This is a genomic window from Microbacterium aquimaris (assembly GCF_039531285.1).
GTDB classification, from domain to species: Bacteria; Actinomycetota; Actinomycetes; order Actinomycetales; family Microbacteriaceae; genus Microbacterium; species Microbacterium aquimaris.
Map to the genome: position 1 here is coordinate 772,319 of NZ_BAAAPT010000001.1, position 19,733 is coordinate 792,051.

Genomic DNA, 19,733 nt, shown 5'->3' on the forward strand with positions numbered 1-19,733 from the left:
GATGCTGCGCGGCGTAGCCTGGAGGGTGTGAACTCCCCCGCCTCCTCCTCCGGCGGCGCCACCGCGGCCGCGGCCGCGCTCGATGCCGCCGCACTTCGCGCCGACTTCCCGCTGCTGTCGGGGCGCCCGGCCGAAGATCCGTTGATCTACCTCGACTCGGCGGCGACGGCGCAGCGCCCCCAGGCGGTCATCGACGCGGAGATCGACTACCTCGTCCGCGCGAACGCCGCGGTACACCGCGGTGCACACATGCTCGCCGCGGATGCGACGGAGCTGTTCGAGGATGCTCGCGCCACGGTCGCGGGTTTCGTCGGCGCCGAGGCGGAGCAGCTCGTGTGGACCTCCGGCGCGACCGCCGGTGTCAACCTCGTCGCCTATGCGATCGGCAACGCCACCGCCGGTCGCGGCGCTCCCGCCGGCACCCGCTTCGCCTTGCGCCCCGGGGACGAGATCGTGGTGACCGAGAGCGAGCACCACGCCAACCTCATCCCGTGGCAGGAGCTGGCCGCCCGCACCGGAGCGGTGCTCAGGCACATCCCGGTGCGCGAGGACGGCACGCTCGACCTCGACGCGGCCGCCGACCTGCTCGGCCCACGCACCCGCATCGTGGCCTTCCCCCACGTGTCGAACGTGCTGGGCATCGTCAACCCGGTCGACCGGATCGTGGCTCTGGCCCGCGAGGCCGGTGCGCTCACGGTGCTGGATGCCTGCCAGTCAGCGCCGCACCTGCCCCTCGACCTGCCCGCGACGGGGGTCGACCTGGCCGTCTTCTCGGGTCACAAGATGCTCGGGCCGAACGCGATCGGAGGTCTCTACGGCCGCGCCGACGTCCTCGACGCCCTGCCGCCCTTCCTCACCGGCGGCTCGATGATCACGACGGTCACCCTCGATCAGGCGGAGTACCTTCCGCCGCCGCAGCGGTTCGAGGCGGGCACGCAGCCGGTGTCGCAGGCGATCGGTCTCGCCGCCGCGGTGCGCTACCTCGCGCGTGTGGGCATGCCCGCGGTGCACGCGCACGAGTCGGCGCTCGAACGTCGGATGCGCGACGGGCTGCGTGAGATCCCCGGCATCCGGTTGCTCGGAGACGCCGAAGGCGTCGATCGCGTCGCGCTGGCCTCGTTCGAGGTCGAGGGCGTCCACGCCCACGATGCCGGGCAGTTCCTCGATTCGCGGGGCATCGCCGTGCGCGTGGGCCACCACTGCGCCGCTCCGCTGCACCGCCGTTTCGGCATGACGGCGTCGGTGCGCGCCAGCGCCGCGCTGTACACCACCGACGCCGACGTCGACGCGTTCCTCGACGCGGTCGCCGGCATCCGCCCGTTCTTCGGGGAGGTCTGATGAGTCTCGAGTCCCTCTACCAGGAGCTGATCCTGGACCACTCCAAGCGTCCGAAGGGGAAGGGCCTCGCCGAAGCCACCGGGCGTTCGGCGCTCTCCCACCAGCGCAACCCGATCTGCGGCGATGAGGTCACCTTGCAGGTGCGCCTGAACGACGACGGGAACGCCATCCGCGACATCACCTGGGACGGCGCGGGGTGTTCGATCTCTCAGGCGTCGGCGTCGATGCTCGTCGCCCTCGTCGACGAGGAGCGCGAGATCAGCGGCGAGGCGATGTCGGTGGCGGATGCGCGCGCGCTGGTGGAGAAGTTCCGGGAGGCGCTGCGCTCGCGCGGATCGATCCCCCTGGACGAGGAGACCTTCGGTGATGCCGCCGCCCTGTCGGGGGTGTCGAAGTACACCGCACGCGTGAAGTGCGCGATGCTCGCGTGGGTCGCGCTCGAAGACACCCTCGCGCGCGCCTGAGTCCGCACGGTACGGCGCGGATCGCCCGCTCGACGGCGGTCCGTCCACCGGCGAGCGCCCGCCCGGGTGGCGCTCAGCCCAGGCCGGTGCGGTGCTCGTCGGGGTCGGGTTCGCCGACGACGGGCTTGCTCGACAGGCCGACCGAGCCGGCGGCGGGGTTCTTGGACAGCGCGGCGCGCACGGCGACCGTCTCGTCGACGTCCACGTAGCGCGGGCGGAGCTTCACCGCCTGCTGCTTCTTGCGCTCCCTCTTGGCCTTGCGCGAGCTGTACGCGAGATTCAGCGCCTCGACGAAGATCGCGAAGGCCATCGGTCCGTAGATGAAGGCTTTGTCGATGTGGAAGCCGAAGCCCTCGGCGATGAGGAACGTGCCGATCAGCACCAGGAACGCCAGCGCCAGCATCTTCACCGTCGGGTGGTTGTTGACGAAGGTGAAGATGAAACGGGCGGCGAACAGCATGATGCCGAACGAGAGCACGACGACCACGACGATCACGAGGAGGTTCGTGGTCATGCCGACCGCGGTGATGACCGAGTCGAGCGAGAAGACGATATCGAGGAGCAGGATCTGCGCGATCACCGACCCGAATGTCACGGTCGCGACCGTGCCGGCGCCGGCGTGGTTTTCCTCCTCCGAGCCCTCGAGCTTGTGGTGGATCTCGGTCACGGCCTTGTAGACGAGGAACAGGCCACCCGCGATGAGGATGATGTCCTTCCACGAGAAGCCCATGCCGAAGATCGTGAAGACCTCTTCGGTGAGCGTGATGATCCACCCCGCGAAGAACACCAGCACCACGCGGATGAGCATCGCGAGCGTCAGGCCGAGGTTGCGCGCCTTCGCCTGCTGCTCCTTGGGGAGCTTGGAGGCGAGTATCGAGATGAAGATGACGTTGTCGACGCCCAGGACGATCTCGAGCACGAACAGCGTGAAGAAGACCGCGATGAGGTCGGGGGTGAGCGCGAAGGAGAAGTCCACGCCGCCATCGTAGGCGAGCGCACGGGCACCGGCGCGGAGGACGCGGTGCCCGGGCGTCCGGGGTGTGACGCGCCGGCCGTGGGTGCGGCCGGCGCCGCTCAGGCGGTGATGAGCTCGCGCTCGAGGCGCGCGTAGCTGGCCTCCATGCCGTCGGTCATGCCGGTGGCCAGAACCATGTCGCGGGTGTCTTCATCGGGATACTCGATGACGACGGTGAGGAGGGTGGCGCCGTCCTCTTCGTAGAGCGACATGTCGTTGACCGTGGGGGGGAAATCGGTCCCGGTCATGTGCTCGGTGGTCACCATCCGGCGCGGGGCGTCGCTGACGAGCGTCTCGCCGTCGAACCCGAAGGCTTCCCCTTCGGTGCCCTGCACCGGCTCCCACGTGTACCTGTAGCGCCCACCGACGGCCGGATCGATCTCGCAGGTCGACATGCGCCACCCCTCGGGGCCCAGCATCCATCGCTTCATCAGCTCGGGATCCTGGTGCGCGCGCCAGACCAGCTCGCGGGGCCCGTCGATCAGACGGGTGATGCGCACGTGCGTGTCGGAGAGCAGCTCCATCCGGGTGCCCTTGCCCTGCGCGTAGGCGCGAAGCCCCTCGAGGACGGCGTCGAGTTGGTTCATCGCGAGGGTGGACCCTTCGACGGCGCCCATCGCGACGACCTGTTCGAGCGCCTCCGACGAGGTGAAGTACGTGGTGTTGGTGAGGGTCGATCCCTCCCCGTCGGCGGCGAAGTCGAAGGTCATACGCATGGCCGGCATCCCCGCGATCGGCTCGCCGTCCTCACCGACGAACGCGTCGAGCACCTCGAAGCGGTGCGGGGCGTCGATGGCCAGGAACTCCCATGATCCGGCCGAGGTCTCGCCGCGCGGTCCGGTCATGGCGTATCGCGCGTGCCCCCCGACGCTCAGGTCGAACGCCGTGAAGGTCGCCGGCCATCCGGGCGGCCCCCAGAAGCGCTCGAGCTGACGCGGATCGGTGAACACGTGCCAGAGACGCTCGACGGGGGCGGCGAAGGCGGCGCGCAGTGTCATCGTGAGCGCTTCGGGGTCGGTGGTGACGGCGGTGACGGGCATGACGTACTCCTCAGGTGGTGGATGCCGGTGGCGGCGTGGGAGGAAGCGGCGGCGAGGGGGGATCGGGCTCGGCGAGCAGCGCGTCGAGGCGGTCGATGCGGGAGCGCCAGATCTCCTCGTAGCGGGCCAGCAGTGCCCGGGCCCGGGCGATCATGCGCGGATCGGCGCGCACGAGGCGCTCGCGCCCTTCAGCGCGCTTGACGATGAGCTGGGCCGCTTCGAGGACGGCGACGTGCTTCTGCACCGCGGCGAACGACATGTCGTAGTCGCGGGCGAGGGCCGAGACGGAGTGCTCGTCATCGAGGGTGCGTCGCAGGATGTCGCGGCGGGTCGCCGCCGCGAGCGCCTGGAAGACGCGGTCCATCTCGTCATCTGTGAGCCCCGCTTGTGCAACCATTTGGTTGTAGATTACGACGGGGGAACCTCCGCGTCGAGGGCCCCCTCCGGCTATCAGGAATAGTGACGATTGTCCTCGTCGGACTGATCGTTTCAGCGTGTAGATAGTTGCCTCTGTCACCGTCGCTCGTTAGCCGGTCCATCACCGGACTGCACTACGCACCAGGCCCCGCGGCCGGAGGTTCATCTCCGTTCACGGTTCCAGCGAGTTTGATGGCTTCTTCGAGCCTGTCCGCAGCTTCCTGAAGCTTGGCAAGGAGAGAGTCCTCTGTCGCCGCTCCACGTTGCGTGTCAGCGAACTGCTCCGGATCCTCAACCCATGCTTAGGTGAGGGAGGTGATAACGCCCGTCGCTATCAGCGCGGACTCTACATCGCCAGCTATCACCTCTTGGGCGGCGTCATGAACGGCCGTGTCTAGCATGAACGCGCCTGGTTCACCGGTCGCTCCGAGGCGGGTGCTCAGCTCCCTTTTCTCCATGTGGTGGGCCTGGCGAGTCTCATGTCCGAGCGCGATCCTCAACACCTTCTCGGTATGCCACCGCCTGAGAGCCTGCGCCACATCTAGACGCCGCCCTCGTCGCGCTCTAGCAAATCTCTCCTCGTGCTGCGCGACCGCCAGCTCGTTGGCCTCCTTGAGTCTCGTTGGCCTCCTTGAGTGCTGTAGCAGAGTCGCGCCATGCGCTCAGGGCTGCCTTCTCGGCTTTCGTCGCTCGATCCGCCGCGGCGATCGTGTCTGCACGCGAAACCCACGTGATGATTGCCGAGGCGCCAGCCGCGGCGGCAGAGACCGCGCCAAGAATGAGCATCCCCGGATCCATGCCTCGCACTCTAGTAGCGGTCGCGTTTCCAGCTTTGGTCTCCGGTACAACGGTCTGCTCGATGGTCCGTCCCTCCGCAGTACGGAGTCAACACGGATTTTTTCACGTCGTGTCGACGCCGCCGTTCACGAGCCAGAGCGCCGACGGTCGACATCAGCTAATGTCCGAACTATGACTGCATCCGAGATACTGCCGGTAGAGAAGGTCTTCGTACCTGGCAAGGATGCGACTGTCACCTACAACCCTCGCGACAGCCTGAAACTTGAGGGCTCGCTCGAAACATATATACGTCGTAGTGGCGACATCATGACGATCATTGGGCCCACGAAGGTCGGCAAGAGCGTTCTAGTCGAGAAGGTAGCGCAGCGCCGAGTTTGGCTCGAAGGGTCCTGGATCAAATCAATCGACGACTTCTGGGCTCGCCTGGCCAGCGCCTTACACGTGCCCAACACCCGTGGCCAGTCGACGGAACAAGTCGAGGTCTACAAGTGGCAGATTCTCTCGAGTCTGGGATTTGTGCAGCCATCGATTGGAAAGGACGAGTCGACAAGCGAGACGCAGAGCTGGACGCAAACGCTCTCCTTGGACCAGGCCGTATCAGAAGTGCTCCGGTGGCAAGTAGAGCTCGGCCAACCGTGCGCCGTCGTGATCGACGACTTTCACTTCGTCGAACCTGCCGTCCGCGTCGAGGTTGTTCGGGCTCTGAAAGCGCTGGTGAGGCAGGCGGTGCCCGCGATACTCATCACGCTGCAGCACTACAGAGCAGTCGCGGCACGAGGCGTACAGGACATTGGCGGCCGAACCAAGACGCTCAAGGTACCGCCGTGGTCCGACGACGACCTGGAGGCAATCGCACGGCAAGGCTTCGCAGCGCTGAATCTGTTTGATCCGCTGGGTCGAATCGGTCAGCGGCTTGCTCGCGAGAGCTATAAGAGTCCTGCGCTCATGCAAACTCTTTGCCTACACCTATGCGATGACCCGGCCAACTCCATCGCGCAGACGCAGCAGAATCTAACGACGCTGCACGAACCGGAGGATTGGGACGCGTTCTTCCGCGGTGTCGAAGACGAACTCGCAATGGATTGGCTAGCCCGCCTAGTGCAGGGGCCGCCTGTGCGAGGAACGCCGCGCCAGCAGGCCCGCACTCCGGACGGACGCGTGCTCGATGGCTATCAGCAGATCATGGCAGGGCTGAATCTAGCCGGTCCGAAGCTCGAAACGACCATCTCTGACCTGACGACTTCTATCACGGCGATTCTCGAGGATGGTCAGCTGCCGGACCCCCGCATACTTGCGAAACTCCGCAAGATGACTGAGATCGCAGCCACGTCTCTCGAGGAGGAACTTCCGGCGCAGAGCGACGACGACGATGCGGAGGAAGAGATTGCCCACCGGCGTCGAGAGCTTCAGCCGGTATTCGAGTTCGACGAAGAGTCCGCAGAGCCAACGATCTATCTCGTAGACCCGTTCTTGAGCTACGCGCTCAAGTGGCACGGTGATCAGCAAGGCGTACAGGTCGACCGATAGCCGGTCGCTGAGCGTGCCTCGGCCGACGGATCGATCAACGATTGAAGTAGAGTCCAGCGCCCAGATGTGCATGGCACGTGCGCCGCTCCACCCGGTCAGGTCATCTGACGGGGCGGCGCGGTCGGAAGCCGTTCCGTGCTCGTACGTCTCGATTCATCGTTGGCTGATGCGAAGTGGAGGAAAGGCCGCTGCCCACTTGTGAGCAATGGCTCCACCGCAACTGCACGGGCATGGGTCGTCGGTCCACATGTTGCGGAGGTAGGGCGACCCGACTAGGTCGAGAGCTCTGGAAGTGAGCGTGAAGTCGGCTGGCAGCTTGAACGACAGCGGAAGCAGTTCGAGCAGAACGTCGGTGCACAGGATCCAAGCGTCCGCAATGAGTCGCGGAAACTCGTTCACCGCTGCGTCGACAGAATCGGGGTCTTCCTCTAGCGAGCCCGTCGCGATCGGGCTGTATGCGAAGTGTGTTTCGGCCTTTCCGCAACTGTCATGCATCATCGTCACGCTGGAGTACAGCGTGCGCGCATACGACGACGGGTGTGCTGCATCCGACAGCTTGTCGTACCATTCTGTGACCATCGGCACCCCGGTATCCTTCGCCAACCTTTCGACCCAGGTGAGCACGTTCGGGGCACGCAGGAACTCCGGACTCGCTTTCAAACGGGTGCCTCGGAACGCCTTGAGGAGCCGCGGGTTCAGCTCCTGCCGTACGCGAACTGGACGATCCTCGCCGCCGGGGAGATTTTTGGCACGACCCCAAGATGCGCCGAGCTGGCGAGTCTCGTACCAGAACGCTGCAACTGATTCGAGGAGCGACCGGCTTAGCGTCGACGCTGACGCAAGTGACCATCCGCGAATTGCGGTTTGGCTTGCCAGGGCGAGTTCCAGCGAGGACCACGCGTGCGTGAGCCACCACGCCCACAGACGCGAGTCCAACTCGGGATAGATGACCGCAGCAGCGGGACGCATGCGACCAAGGTCCGAAAAGTCGTCCGTTGCAAGAATGGAGCCATCAGTGAATTTGACTATCAGCCAGTCTTCGTCGGCGCTGGTCGTGGCCTGCAACTTTTCAAGCGTCGTGCGTGGAAGCTCCCACTCCCTGAGACTGACCGGCTCGAGGCGCTCTGCCCAGGCGCGAAGTCTTGGGAGACTCTGCTCGAGCCGAGCGGACCTCTCCGCGCCAAGAACGATCGGGGCGGAGGATCTTCTCACGGCTCGCACGCCGCCACAATATCGGCATTGCGTCTCGCCAGACGGTATGGCTGTGCCAACGAGGATCGGGACTGAGTTGGGCGTTCGCTCGCCGGTCGACGCCCGAGCGTTCGGTGTGAGGCCGCTTGAACCGTCGATATGACCCCGCGAGCTTCGATTGACCAGCACGCGCAGATGCCCGATGGTGGTACCTCTCAAGAAGCAGCGCTCGTCAATTAGGGAGCCCGATAGCTGCTGCATGCTCGTCCGAGTGCGACGCGGGCGACAAGTCCTGCTTGCCTCCGGCAAAGTGTCACGACAAAGTCGCCTCGGATCGGCGAGATCCGCCCATTCCGCGTGACATCTGATGTCATCTCACCGAGTTCCCGACACCGTTGTCGATATCGACGACGCGAGGTTGGGGAGTTCGACGAGCGCCGACCTCCGACCCGCCCGGTTCCGCTACGACACCGGGATACCGGCGATCTGCTCCGAGAGCCACCGTCGGCTGGGCCCGTGTGTGCACAGGTCCAGGGCGCGCTGCATGCTCCTGCGGGCCGACAGCGCATCACCACATTCGAGCAAGAGCGCCCCCCGCGCCGCGTGATAGGGCTGGAACCTCAGCATCGTCGGGTCCTCATCGGCGAGCTGTTCCAGCGCACGAAGGCCGATGGTCGGATCCGTGACGCGCGCGATGGCGACCACGCGCGCCACCCGCGCACCTTTTCTCGGCGTGACGTGCACGAGCGCGTTGTAGAGCTGTGCGATCGTCTCCCAGTCGGTGATACCCGATCTGCGGCGCGCGGAGTGCGCCGACTGTATCGCGGCTTCCCACTCGAACGGACCCGGGGGTGCGGTGCGAGCGGTGCTCATCCCGGCACGGAGCAGCCGCTCGGCGCGGCCGATCAGTTCGGCATCCCAGAGCGCCGTGTCCTGCTGCTCGGTCGGCACGAGCGTCCCGTCCCGGAACCGGGCCGACCGCCGCGAGTGGAGGTAGAGCAGCAGCGCGGCAAGACCCCGCACCTCATGGTCGTGCGGCAACGCGGTCAGCATGAGCTGGCTGGCATGGACAGCCTCGTCCGTCACCCGCTCGGCAGAATCAGCCGGCGCAACCCGCAGCCACTCGATGGAGTACGCGGCGTAGATGGCATCGAGCACGGCCGCCACTCGTTCACGCGGGATGCCCGCGGGAACCTCGAACGCATCTCGATCGGCTCGAAGCTTCTGCTTCGCACGGACGAGCCGCTTCGACAGGGTGGCGCTCGGAAGCGCGAACGAGGTCGCGATGTCGACCGTGGACACGCCGAGCACGACCTGCAGGATGAGCGGAGCGTGCACGCCACGGTCGAGCATCGGATGGACGCAGGCGAACATGAGCGCGAGTGTGTCGTCGTCGCGGGTCGGCGGGCGCCTGTCCGCGCGGAGCTCGTCCGTCTCGTCCAGCGCGCGATTGCGGCGATGTTCAGCCGACCGGAGGATGTCACGCACACGGTTCTTGGCCACGACCACCACCCACGCGTACGGGTCCGCCGGCGGGGACGCCGGCCACGCCGTCAGGGCGCGTTCGATCGCGTCACCGAAGGCGTCCTCGGCCAGCTGCACATCGCCGCACCACCGCACGAGCATGCCGACGAGCCGCGCCCGGTGCTCCCTGACGAATCCGGCGGGATCGAAAGGGGCCGAGAGCGGCTCGAAGGCGGCGTCCGCGACGTCGACCGTGTCACCCCGGCATGGCGGAGCCGCGAACCTCGACCTTGCCGTAGTGCACGGTCGGGCACTGCTTGGCCCACTCGACGGCGACGCCGAGATCGGGGGCTTCGATGACGAAGTATCCGCCGAGCTGCTCCTGTGTCTCGGAGAAGGGGCCGTCATGGACGACCGCCTCTCCGTCCTTCGTCGAGACGGTGACGGCGTTCTGCGTCGGCTGGAGCCAGTCGGTGTCGACGAAGGCACCCGCGTCGCGGAGCATGCCGATGTAGGCGCCGAAGACGGCCAACTCCTGCTCCATCTCTTCGGGGGTGGGCTCGCCCATGGCGCTCGGGTCGCTGTAGAGGAGGAAGGTGTATTTCATGGAGATCCCTTCGGTGTGACCGAACCCTAGTGGGCGCTTGTGGCGACGGTGTGAACCGTCTTGCCCGCCCAGTCGTGGGCGGCGAGGTTGCGGATGCCGATTTCGACGGACGGGCCGAGGATCTTGCCAGCGAGCAGGCCGAACAGGCGCAGGAGCGGATTGTGACCCGCGTCCAAGGTCATCGACCACGTCACGATCGACTCGGCACCGTCGGGCTTGATGTCGATGCGCTGGCGAGACTGCCCCATTCCTCCCATGTCGATCGCGTACTCCACACTCGAGGCGGTCACGTCGGTGACCGTCTGGGTACCCTTGCCGTTCTTCCCACGGAAGGCGAAGGCCGACCCCACGCCGGACGCCACGCCCCTCGGGGTGATCTGAAGGTTCGGGTCTTGCGTGAGGTGCGGGTTGATGACCGTGAAGCCGGCCGTCGACGAGACCAGGGCGGTGATCTGCGCCGGCGTCGCCGGAACCCGGCCCTGACGTGTGACGGTGGTGAATCTGCTCATTGTCGTTCTCCTCTCGAAGGGTGTGAAGGGGTTCTTCGATAAGGGGACGAATGGCGTTCGCCGCCGAGGACACCTCGGTCGGAAGAATTTCTGCGGAACGACGAGCAAGAGCAAGACCGCACCACTCGGGTCGGCAATCCCGACGTCGAGTGGTGCGGTCGAACAGGCCGGCTGACACCGGCGGAACACTCCCCGGACGCGCCGGGGGAATCTCTAGTGCGAGGCGCCCACGCGCTGCTGCACGGCCTCCTTGACCGCGAGGAACGCATCCTTCTTGCGCGCCACCCACTCGAGCGCGGTGACACCGGCGGCGAGGACGTCTTCGGCGAGCTCGCCCGGGTCGGTGAACTTGTGGCTGCAGTCCCCCACCAGGCCGCCCTCGAGCGCGAGCCGACCCAGGAGGTCGAGCCGCAGGACCTTCGTTCCCTCCGCGAAGCTGACCTCGTCGAGATCGACCCACACGATGTTCGGGCGCGTCGTCGACTCGAACGCGTAGCGCTTGTTCGTCAGGTCGAGCACGACCTGCCAGATGGTCTGTGACGCGTCAGGCTTGCCGGGCTCCGGCGTGCGGAACGGCTGCGCGGCGTTGCGGATGATGCTGAACATCGCCGACATGGCATCGATCTGCGTCTTCGGCTCGACCTGGCGTGCAACGTAGTACGAGGCGCGCGCGAAGCGGTCACTGGCCAGCGTCGAACCGGGCAGGTGTTCGTCGCCACCGAGCCCCTCGACCTTCTTGACGAGCTCGAGCTGCTTGTCGTAGGTGGGCGAGTTCGTCATCACGAGGTAGTCACGGCTGTGGTAGACCGTCGGCTTGCCATCGGTGTACTCGATGATCGCCGAGTCGCCCGTCGCGTCGTTGATCGCGAGGTGCAACGTCGGGACGAGGTGCCCGGTGGGATCGAACAACTGCGCGATCTGCACCTGCGACTCGTTGGTCCATGCGACGGCCTCGGCGACGGTGGCGAAGTTGTCGAGGTAGTACTGCAGCCACACCGCCTGGCTCAGCTGCACCGCATCCGCGTCGGGCGTGCCGTAGTCAGACTCGGCGAGCCAGAGGATGTGACCGGCGAAGCCCTTCTCGTTCATGCCGTCGGTCGCGATCAGGTCGAACGCGGTGGCCACGATGCTGCCGTACTTGGCCTTCCAGGTGAGCGCGCCGTTGGCGCCGTCCTTGCGTTCGATCCCTCGCGGGAGCTTCCAGAGGTTGGTGAGGAGATCCATGTGGAAATCCATGTTCCGACCGACGATGACCGATCCATTGGCGTCCGGCCAAATCACTCGCGTGCACATGCGCAATCTTCCTGTCTTCGATGTTCGTCTTCAGCTGCTGGCTGCGCTGCTGGCTGTCGCGGTTTCGATCCCGCTGAGCGCACGCGTCGCGTACCACTCACATCGCGCCGATCGGCGACGAGGCGACGGGACCGGAGTCGGTGACCATCGCATCGGAACCTTCCGTCGGAACGTATGGGTCCGATGTTTTCGCGAGACGTCGACTCCGACGAGTGGCCGGGCACCGTTTTCACCCTCCTCATCACCCTGCTCCTCACCCGGGCTCACCCGCCGGCGTCACCTGACAGGCCGACGCCCCCACCTAGAATGGGAGCGTCCGGCGCCCTCGACATCTGGAGCTCAGCCGCATGACCACTCCTTCCGACACCACCGCGTCGACGCGCCCCGTCGCCGACACCGTCGAGAACGCGATCACCAGCCCCGAGAAGGAACAGCCCTATGGCGCCCTCGGACTCAAGGACGACGAATACGCGCAGATCCGTGAGATCCTCGGCCGCCGCCCCACCTCGGGGGAATTGGCGATGTATTCGGTGATGTGGAGCGAGCACTGCTCCTACAAGTCGAGCAAGATCTACCTGCGTCAGTTCGGCCAGAAGGTCAGCGACCAGATGCGCGAGAAGCTCATGGTGGGGATGGGTCAGAACGCCGGCGTCGTCGACATCGGTGAGGGGTGGGCGGTCACCTTCAAGGTCGAGTCGCACAACCACCCGAGCTACATCGAGCCGTTCCAAGGCGCTGCGACCGGCGTCGGTGGCATCGTCCGCGACATCATCTCGATGGGTGCGCGCCCGGTGGCCGTCATGGACCAGCTGCGCTTCGGCGCCATCGACGACCCCGACACCGCGCGCGTCGTGCACGGCGTGACCAGCGGCATCTCGTTCTACGGCAACTGCCTGGGCCTGCCCAACATCGGCGGTGAGACCGTCTTCGACCCGGTGTACCAGGGCAACCCTCTCGTGAACGCCCTCGCGGTGGGCGTCATGCGCCACGAGGATGTGAAGCTGGCCAACGCGACCGGTGCCGGGAACAAGGTCGTGCTCTTCGGCGCCCGCACCGGAGGCGACGGCATCGGCGGGGCCTCCATCCTCGCCTCCGACACCTTCGCCGACGGCGGACCCACCAAGCGCCCCGCCGTGCAGGTGGGCGACCCGTTCGCCGAGAAGGTGCTCATCGAGTGCTGCCTTGAGCTCTACCAGGGCGAACTCGTCGAGGCCATCCAGGACCTCGGCGCCGCCGGCATCTCGTGCGCGACGAGCGAACTTGCCGCCAACGGCGGCTCCGGGATGCGCGTCGACCTCGAGAACGTCCTGTTGCGCGACCCGTCACTCACGCCGGAGGAGATCCTCATGAGCGAGTCGCAGGAGCGCATGATGGCCATCGTCGCTCCCGAGAAGCTCGACGCGTTCCTTGCCGTCGTGGGCAAGTGGGATGTGGAGACCAGCGTGCTGGGCGAGGTCACCGGAGACGGACGTCTGCAGATCTTCTGGCACGGCGAGAAGATCGTCGATGTCGATCCCTCGACCGTCGCCGTGGACGGTCCGGTGTACGAGCGTCCCGTGGCCTACCCCGCCTGGCTCGACGGCCTGCGCGAGGAGTCGGCCGCAACCCTGCCCCGCAGCATCGACGCCGACGTGCTGCGCGACCAGTTCCTGAGCTTGGTCGCGAGCCCGAACCTGGCCGACACGTCATGGATCACCAACCAGTACGACTACTACGTGCTCGGCAACACCGCCCTGTCTTTCCCCGACGACGCCGGCATGATCCGTGTCGATGAAGAGTCGGGGCTGGGCTTCGCCATCGCCACCGACTGCAACGGCCGCTACTGCCAGCTCGACCCCTACCAGGGTGCGAAGCTGGCTCTGGCCGAGGCGTACCGCAACGTCGCCGTCACCGGCGCGGTCCCCGCCGCGGTGACCGACTGCCTGAACTTCGGGTCACCGGAGAACCCCGAGGTGATGTGGCAGTTCTCGCAGGCGGTCGCGGGTCTCGCCGACGGATGCCTCGAGCTGGGCATCCCCGTCACCGGCGGGAACGTGTCGTTCTACAACCAGACCGGCGACCAGCCCATCTTCCCGACCCCGGTCGTGGGAGTCATGGGCATCATCGACGACGTCGCCCGCCGCATCCCCTCGGGCTGGCAGGACGCGGGCGAGAACATCTACCTGCTCGGTGTGACCTCGACCGAGCTGAGCGGGTCGCAGTGGGCCGGCACCATCCACGGTCACCTCGGCGGGCGCCCGCCCGCCGTCGACCTCGCCGCGGAGAAGAAGCTCGCCGGGCTCGTGCACGCCGCGTCGCAGCAGGGGCTCGTCTCGAGCGCCCACGACCTGTCCTCCGGGGGCCTCGCGCAAGCCCTCGCAGAGGCGACCATGCGCTTCGGCGTCGGCGCTCGCGTGTGGCTGCGCGAGATCAGTGAGCGCGACGGTGTGGATGCCGCGACAGCACTGTTCGCCGAGTCGACCGGTCGTGTCATCGTGTCGGTTCCCCGCGAGGAGGACGTGAAGTTCCGCGGCCTGTGCGAGGGCCGCGGCTACCCGGTGCTCCGCATCGGTGTGACCGACATGCCCGCCGACGGGGAGGCCGCCCTCGAAGTGCAGGATGTCTTCACCGTCTCCGTGCCGGAGCTTCGCGAGCGTTCCGGCGCCACCCTTCCCGCCGCCTTCGGCGCCACGATCACCGAACCGACCGCCTAGGAGGCAGACGATGTCGGAAGACGAAGAGTACGCCGGCTACGGCGAGGCACGGCAGCGCCGCATGAAGGTCGTCGCGTGGGTGACGATCGTCTCCTTGATCCTCGTCGCGGGTGGGTCGACCATCCTCACGCTCCTGTTCGCCTGACCACCCGCCCACCGGTCCGCTCACGGGGCGGCCTCGGGGCGGGCGGCTGATTAGGCTGGCGGGGTGGACCTCTGGTTCGAATTGCTCGGCGCCTGGTGGTGGGTCGCCCCCACCGCGATCGGTGCGGGCGCGGCCGGCTACGGCGTCGCCACCTCGGGTCGACGCCGCGCGCGTCGTCTCGAGCTCGACGCCGCGCGGCACGAGATGTCCCGCGCATACACCGCCCTGATGTCGGCTCGAGCGGACATGCGCACCGCGCGTGCGGCCTTGCAGACGGCGAAGGCGAATCCCGGCGCCCCGGGTATGCCGAGCGTGCCGATCGCGCGAGACGAATTGCAACGCGCGAAGCACGCGCACCGGGTGGCGTGGATGACGTTGCGCGCCAAGCGCACCGGCGTCAAGGCCGCTCGGGCGCAGATGCGCGCCCTGCCCGCCTCGAGCAGGGGCGACGAGAGTCGTCTGCCGCTGGCGCGACTCATGGCCCGACACGACATGCTCACGGCGCGGTGGATGCAGTACGAGACCGACGCCGCGCGTGCCCTGGCGATCCCTCAGATGACCGATGCACGGCATCCCCTCACGGCGGAGTTCGTCGCCGCTGAGCATCGGGCACGGTCACTGCGCCCCGCTGACGCGCGGGCGAAGATCACTCCGGAGGAGTTCGTCGCGTACCGGGAGGCCGTGGCCACCGCCGAGTCGGCGTTCCGTATCGCCGAGCAGGATGCGTGGCGCGCCGCTCGCGGGCAGGGACCGCCGCCGGTCGAACCGCCCAGAACGTAGCGCACGGGCCGCGGCTACGATGGCACGGTGGAACCCCTGTTCACCTTTCTCGCGAGCTATTGGTGGCTGGCGTTCCCGGCCTTCGGTCTCCTCGCCGCCGCCGGCAACGGGTGGGAGCGTCGCGCGCGGCGGCGTCACCGACAGAAGCTGGAGATCCTCAAGGCCCAGGGGGAGCTGAAAGCCGCGCAGTCGACGACGCCCGGGCCCGCGCAGGTCGCCGCGGCGTCGACGCCCCCCGCGCCCGAGACCGTCGACGATGAATCCCCCGCCGCGCAGCTGGAGAAGCTGTTCGCCGCGCACGACGACGTCACCCACCGCTGGCTCGAGTACGAGCTCGATGTCGCGAAGCTGATCGCGTTCCCGGCGATGAGCGACGGGCGCCAGCCGCTGACGGCGGCGTTCCTGCGCGCCAAGCGGGTCGCCGACAACTTGCGTCCGGCGGAGGCCTCGACGAAGGTCGGCCGCGAGCGGCTCGTCGAATATCGGGAGGCCGTGACCGACTACGAGGTCGCGTTCGATCTCGCCGAGCGAGACGCGCGTCGCATCAAGGACTCGACGTTCTCGTCGGTCGAACGCAAGCGCCTCGACACCGCGCAACAGCTGTTGTCGGTCGCGGTCGATCAGGCCGCGACACCGGCCGAGCGTCAGATCGCCTACAAGCGCGTGCGGGAGGAGCTCGACGGACTCATCTCCCTCTCCGACGAGGCGGTCGACCGGCTCGAGAAGAAGGTCGCTCTGGAGATCACCCCCGGGACGCCGCGCCCGCCGCACGTGCCGGACCCTGACACCCCGGCATCCTGACGCCACGTCGCGACCTCGGAGGCCGCTCCTCACCGGCCGACGCCGCGCACACACGGCAACGGGGCGCCCGGCCGCAGCCGGACGCCCCGCGGGGTCCTCAGAGGAGGAACGGGATCAGGAAGTCAGGGAGTCGACCCACTCCTGGTTTCCGGCGATCCACTCTTCGACGACGGGACCGTAGTCGTCACCGTCGTACTCGTTGAACATGGCGTTCTCGAGCGAGTAGAGCTTCTCGCTGTCCATCTCGAAGTTCGAGATCCACTCGTGGACCTCGGGGAAGTCGTCGGCGAACGAGGTCGCGGCGACCGAGTGGATGCCCTCGGCCTCGCCGAGAAGGCCCTCGGGGTCTTCGAGGTCCTTGATCGGGAAGGCGTCGTAGGCCCAGTGCGGACGCCACAGCGTGACGACGATGTTCTCACCGGCGTCGGTCGCCGACTGCAGCGATGCGAGCATCGCCGGGGTCGAGGACTCGATGAGCTCCATGCCGTCCAGGCCGTAGCCCGGGACGACGTCGTCGCCCGTGATGCGCATGAGGCCCGAGCCGGGCTCGATGCCGACGATCTCGTTGTTGAACGCATCCGCGTTGTCGGCGAGTTCGCTGAGCGAGTCGATCGGGGCGTCCTCGTTCACCGCGATGGTGAGCGCGGCGTCGTTGTTCCAGGCGCCGAGGTCGTCGAGGTCGTCGCCGTACTCCTCCATGTAGTCGGAGTGCGTCGCGGGCAGCCACGTGTCGAGCACGAGGTCGAAGTCGCCACCGGCGAGACCGGCGTAGACCGGGGCCACGTCGGCGTAGGTCAGCTCGACGTCGTAGCCGTGCTCGGCGAGGATGGCCTCCCACAGGTACGACGCGGCGATGCCCTCGTCCCACCCGTTGAAGACGGCCAGCTCGATGGCGCGGTCGGCGCCCGAGGTGTCGCCGCCCGCGTCGCCGCTGTCACCCGAGTCCGAGCTGCAGCCCGCGAGAACGAGGGCCGAGGCGCCCGCGAGGGCGATTCCGGTTGCGAGGTGCTTTCTCTTGGTCATCATGTTGACTCCCTCTCCATCCGCGTGCTGTGCGCGGATCGGTCGTGTTGTCAGGCGGCCCGAGTCTCGGACGCCTCCGGCGGGCGATGAACCCGCCTGGTCTGGTGGTCAGGCCTGCGCGCCGGCGGGCTGCGCCGTGGCGGTGGAGGCCTGCGTGTCCTTCGGGGATGCCGTGCGACGCTTCGCGCGGGCACCGCCCTTGTCGGCGAGGGCCGAGGTCATGCGGTCGAGCATCATCGCGAGGATGACCACGGCCACACCCGCTTCGACGCCGAGGCCGACGTTGATGCGGCCGATGGCGCGCACGATCTCGCCGCCGAGTCCGCCGGCGCCGACCATGCCCGCGATGACGACCATCGACAGGCTGAGCATGATGACCTGGTTGACACCGGCCATGATGCTGGGAAGGGCGAGCGGGAGCTGGATCTGACGCAGGATGCGCCCACGGGTCGCTCCGAAGGCCTGTCCGGCCTCGACGACCTCGTGATCGACACCGCGGATACCCAGTTCGGTCAGACGCACGCCGGGGGCGAGTGCGAACAGGATGGTCGCGATCATGCCCGGGACCGCTCCGACCCCGAAGAAGATGATCGCGGGGATGAGGTAGACGAATGCGGGCATCGTCTGCAGGAAGTCCAGGACGGGACGGACGATGCGCGAGACGGTGTCGTTGCGCGCCGCCCAGATGCCGACGGGGATGCTGATGACGACGGCGATGGCCGAGGCGACGAGGACGAGCGCGAGGGTGTCCATCGCGTTCTCCCACTGGTCGACCAGCACGATGAACAGCAGGCCGACGGCGGTTCCCGTCGCGAGCTTCCAGCCCTTGACCCACCACGCCAGTGCGCCGAGGACGAGGATGATGACCCAGAACGGCGGGGTCGTGAGCACCCAGTCCAGGCCGTCGTAGACGATGCCGAGGATGGTGGCGATGGCGTCGAACAGCCAGCCGAAAGTGTCGCCGATGAAGTCGACGATCGCTTCGACCCACTCGCCGAAGGGAAGACGGAGGTTCTCCATCACACGCCTCCTTCCGTCGGGGTGGCGGCCGCCGGGGCGGCGTCCTCCACGGTGGCGAGCGTCTTGTCGAGCTCGCCGGCGGACACCGAGACGGGAACGTCGATGATCGGGTTCTCGCGGGTCACCGCGGGCACGTTGCCGAGCGCGGCGAGCAGGGTCACGCGCGGGATGACGCCCATGAGGCGGTTCTTGTCGTCGACGACCGCGATCGGCGCCGGGCTTTCGACCGAGCGCTCGACGATCTCCGCCAGCGGCTCGTCGGGGTGGACGACCGGCTGGTCCTGACGGAGGATGCCGCGCAGGTCGGTGTCGCCGTTTTTCACGGCACGGATGACGTCGCGGTCGGTGACCGAGCCGATGAACTTGCTGCGGCTCTCGACGACCGACACGGCGCCGACCTGCAGGTCGCGCATGATGCGCAGCGCGCCGCGGGCGCCGGCGTGCAGCGGCGTGACGGCCACCGGCGGCTCCATCACCGACGAGGCGGTGAGGACGCGCGTGCGGTCGACGTCCTGCACGAACTGCGCGACGTAGTCGTTGGCGGGGTCGGTGAGGATCTCCTCGGGGGTGCCGTTCTGCACGATGCGGCCATCGCGCATGACGGCGATGCGGTCACCGAGGAACATGGCCTCGTTGAGATCGTGGGTGATGAAGACGATCGTGCGGCCGAGTTCCTGCTGCAGCTCGATGAGCTGTTCCTGCATCTCGCGTCGGATGAGCGGGTCGAGCGCCGAGAAGGCCTCGTCCATGAGCATGATGTCGGTGCCGGCGGTCAACGCACGGGCCAGTCCCACGCGCTGCTTCATGCCACCGGAGAGCTCGTCGGGCATGGCTTCGGCGCGGTCGCCGAGGCCGACCTTCTCGAGGATCTCCTGCGCCCGGGCGCGGCGCTCGTCACGGCCGACGCCCTGGATCTCCAGCGCGTAGGCGGCGTTGTCGATCACGGTGCGGTGCGGCAACAGCGCGAAGTGCTGGAAGACCATCGAGATCGAGCTGCGGCGGATGCGGCGCAGCTCGGCGTCGGACGCGTTCGTCACGCTCTGTCCCTGCACGAGGACGTCACCGGCGGTGGGCTCCAGGAGTCCGTTGAGCATGCGGATGATCGTCGACTTCCCCGAGCCGGACAGCCCCATGATCACGAAGATCTCACCGGGCTTCACGTCGAAGCTGGCGTCGATGACCGCGGCGGTGGCGCCCTGTGCGGCGACCTCCGAGCGGGAGGCGCCCTTCTTCAGCTTGTCGACTGCTCCGCGCGTGTTGCGCCCGAAGACTTTGAAGAGGCCTTTCGCCTCGATGGCAAGGTCGGATGTCACGTATGCACCTCAGAGACCCGCCCAGGATCACACCTGCTCGGGTCTGCTATCGGTTACGTCCGGGTGACGGTCATCGGCGCATGGCGCAGTACGTGTCGCACCTGCGCAACCGGCGACTCACATCGGGTTCGTCGCCAAGACCGCCGACCATACGTTCTGCGCGGGGATTCGTCGGGAATCGACCCACGCGGACCGCGGACTGGTCGTCATCGGGGCTCTCGGCCCGAGTCAACCCTAACCCCGATGCCAAGCGGAGGGCAAAAGCGAGCGACAGAAGGCATCCCCCGTACTTGAC

General features: G+C 67.3%; 18 protein-coding genes. 7 read left to right on the forward strand and 11 right to left on the reverse strand.

Annotated elements, in window-relative coordinates; all coding sequences use genetic code 11:
* Positions 1-18: 18 nt before the first annotated feature.
* Positions 19-1,338: an aminotransferase class V-fold PLP-dependent enzyme gene (locus tag ABD204_RS03615; protein WP_206697250.1), complete on the forward strand. Its 1,320-nt coding sequence runs from the start codon at positions 19-21 to the stop codon at positions 1,336-1,338.
* A complete protein-coding gene (gene sufU, locus ABD204_RS03620) occupies positions 1,335-1,802 on the forward strand; it encodes a Fe-S cluster assembly sulfur transfer protein SufU (protein WP_194424220.1) in 468 nt (155 codons plus the stop codon). The genes ABD204_RS03615 and sufU overlap by 4 nt, the downstream gene beginning before the upstream one ends.
* 73 nt (positions 1,803-1,875) lie before the next feature.
* Here sufU and ABD204_RS03625 read toward each other — a convergent pair whose 3' ends face one another.
* The 3 genes from ABD204_RS03625 to ABD204_RS03635 all read right to left on the reverse strand — a co-directional run bounded on the left by ABD204_RS03625 (position 1,876) and on the right by ABD204_RS03635 (position 4,254).
* Positions 1,876-2,778 carry a TerC family protein gene (locus ABD204_RS03625; protein ID WP_194423317.1) on the reverse strand — a complete coding sequence of 301 codons (903 nt, stop codon included), beginning with the start codon at positions 2,776-2,778 and terminating at the stop codon, positions 1,876-1,878.
* A 98-nt stretch (positions 2,779-2,876) separates the two neighbouring features.
* Positions 2,877-3,857 carry an SRPBCC family protein gene (locus ABD204_RS03630; RefSeq protein ID WP_194423318.1) on the reverse strand — a complete coding sequence of 327 codons (981 nt, stop codon included), beginning with the start codon at positions 3,855-3,857 and terminating at the stop codon, positions 2,877-2,879.
* Between the two features lie 10 nt (positions 3,858-3,867).
* Positions 3,868-4,254, reverse strand: a complete 387-nt coding sequence (locus ABD204_RS03635; RefSeq protein WP_194423319.1) for an ArsR/SmtB family transcription factor — start codon at positions 4,252-4,254, stop codon at positions 3,868-3,870.
* A 989-nt stretch (positions 4,255-5,243) separates the two neighbouring features.
* On the opposite strand from ABD204_RS03635, the gene ABD204_RS03640 reads away from it, so the two are divergent.
* Complete coding sequence (locus tag ABD204_RS03640; protein ID WP_194423320.1) at positions 5,244-6,599, forward strand: ATP-binding protein; 1,356 nt, start codon at positions 5,244-5,246, stop codon at positions 6,597-6,599.
* Positions 6,600-6,752: 153 nt separating this feature from the next.
* On the opposite strand, the gene ABD204_RS03645 is transcribed toward ABD204_RS03640, so the two are convergent.
* The 5 genes from ABD204_RS03645 to ABD204_RS03665 all read right to left on the reverse strand — a co-directional run bounded on the left by ABD204_RS03645 (position 6,753) and on the right by ABD204_RS03665 (position 11,663).
* Positions 6,753-7,664 carry a hypothetical protein gene (locus ABD204_RS03645; protein WP_194423321.1) on the reverse strand — a complete coding sequence of 304 codons (912 nt, stop codon included), beginning with the start codon at positions 7,662-7,664 and terminating at the stop codon, positions 6,753-6,755.
* A gap of 588 nt (positions 7,665-8,252) precedes the next feature.
* Positions 8,253-9,599, reverse strand: a complete 1,347-nt coding sequence (locus ABD204_RS03650; RefSeq protein ID WP_322597565.1) for an RNA polymerase sigma factor — start codon at positions 9,597-9,599, stop codon at positions 8,253-8,255.
* The gene (locus ABD204_RS03655) at positions 9,511-9,861 is read right to left on the reverse strand and encodes a YciI family protein (protein WP_194423323.1); all 351 of its coding nucleotides are present in this window, start codon (positions 9,859-9,861) and stop codon (positions 9,511-9,513) included. The genes ABD204_RS03650 and ABD204_RS03655 overlap by 89 nt, the downstream gene beginning before the upstream one ends.
* A gap of 26 nt (positions 9,862-9,887) precedes the next feature.
* Positions 9,888-10,370 carry an SRPBCC family protein gene (locus ABD204_RS03660; protein ID WP_194423324.1) on the reverse strand — a complete coding sequence of 161 codons (483 nt, stop codon included), beginning with the start codon at positions 10,368-10,370 and terminating at the stop codon, positions 9,888-9,890.
* Between the two features lie 213 nt (positions 10,371-10,583).
* Positions 10,584-11,663, reverse strand: coding sequence for a linear amide C-N hydrolase (locus ABD204_RS03665; RefSeq protein ID WP_194423325.1), 1,080 nt, complete (start codon positions 11,661-11,663; stop codon positions 10,584-10,586).
* A gap of 347 nt (positions 11,664-12,010) precedes the next feature.
* On the opposite strand from ABD204_RS03665, the gene purL reads away from it, so the two are divergent.
* The 4 genes from purL to ABD204_RS03685 all read left to right on the forward strand — a co-directional run bounded on the left by purL (position 12,011) and on the right by ABD204_RS03685 (position 16,082).
* On the forward strand, positions 12,011-14,356 hold the full coding sequence (purL, locus tag ABD204_RS03670) for a phosphoribosylformylglycinamidine synthase subunit PurL (protein WP_194423326.1): 2,346 nt from the start codon (positions 12,011-12,013) through the stop codon (positions 14,354-14,356).
* Positions 14,357-14,366: 10 nt separating this feature from the next.
* A complete protein-coding gene (locus ABD204_RS03675; RefSeq protein ID WP_277816624.1) occupies positions 14,367-14,501 on the forward strand; it encodes a hypothetical protein in 135 nt (44 codons plus the stop codon).
* A gap of 63 nt (positions 14,502-14,564) precedes the next feature.
* Positions 14,565-15,281: a hypothetical protein gene (locus ABD204_RS03680; RefSeq protein WP_194423327.1), complete on the forward strand. Its 717-nt coding sequence runs from the start codon at positions 14,565-14,567 to the stop codon at positions 15,279-15,281.
* 27 nt (positions 15,282-15,308) lie between these two features.
* A complete protein-coding gene (locus ABD204_RS03685; protein ID WP_194423328.1) occupies positions 15,309-16,082 on the forward strand; it encodes a hypothetical protein in 774 nt (257 codons plus the stop codon).
* A 114-nt stretch (positions 16,083-16,196) separates the two neighbouring features.
* Here the strand turns inward: ABD204_RS03685 and ABD204_RS03690 are convergent, their stop codons facing one another.
* From ABD204_RS03690 to ABD204_RS03700, 3 genes are all read right to left on the reverse strand, one after another.
* A complete protein-coding gene (locus ABD204_RS03690; RefSeq protein ID WP_194423329.1) occupies positions 16,197-17,108 on the reverse strand; it encodes a glycine betaine ABC transporter substrate-binding protein in 912 nt (303 codons plus the stop codon).
* Positions 17,109-17,213: 105 nt separating this feature from the next.
* Entirely contained in the window at positions 17,214-18,125 is a 912-nt protein-coding gene (locus tag ABD204_RS03695; RefSeq protein WP_194423330.1) for an ABC transporter permease, read from the reverse strand.
* Positions 18,125-19,438 carry a quaternary amine ABC transporter ATP-binding protein gene (locus tag ABD204_RS03700; protein ID WP_194423331.1) on the reverse strand — a complete coding sequence of 438 codons (1,314 nt, stop codon included), beginning with the start codon at positions 19,436-19,438 and terminating at the stop codon, positions 18,125-18,127. Before ABD204_RS03700 ends, ABD204_RS03695 begins: the two co-directional genes overlap by 1 nt.
* Positions 19,439-19,733: the final 295 nt, after the last annotated feature.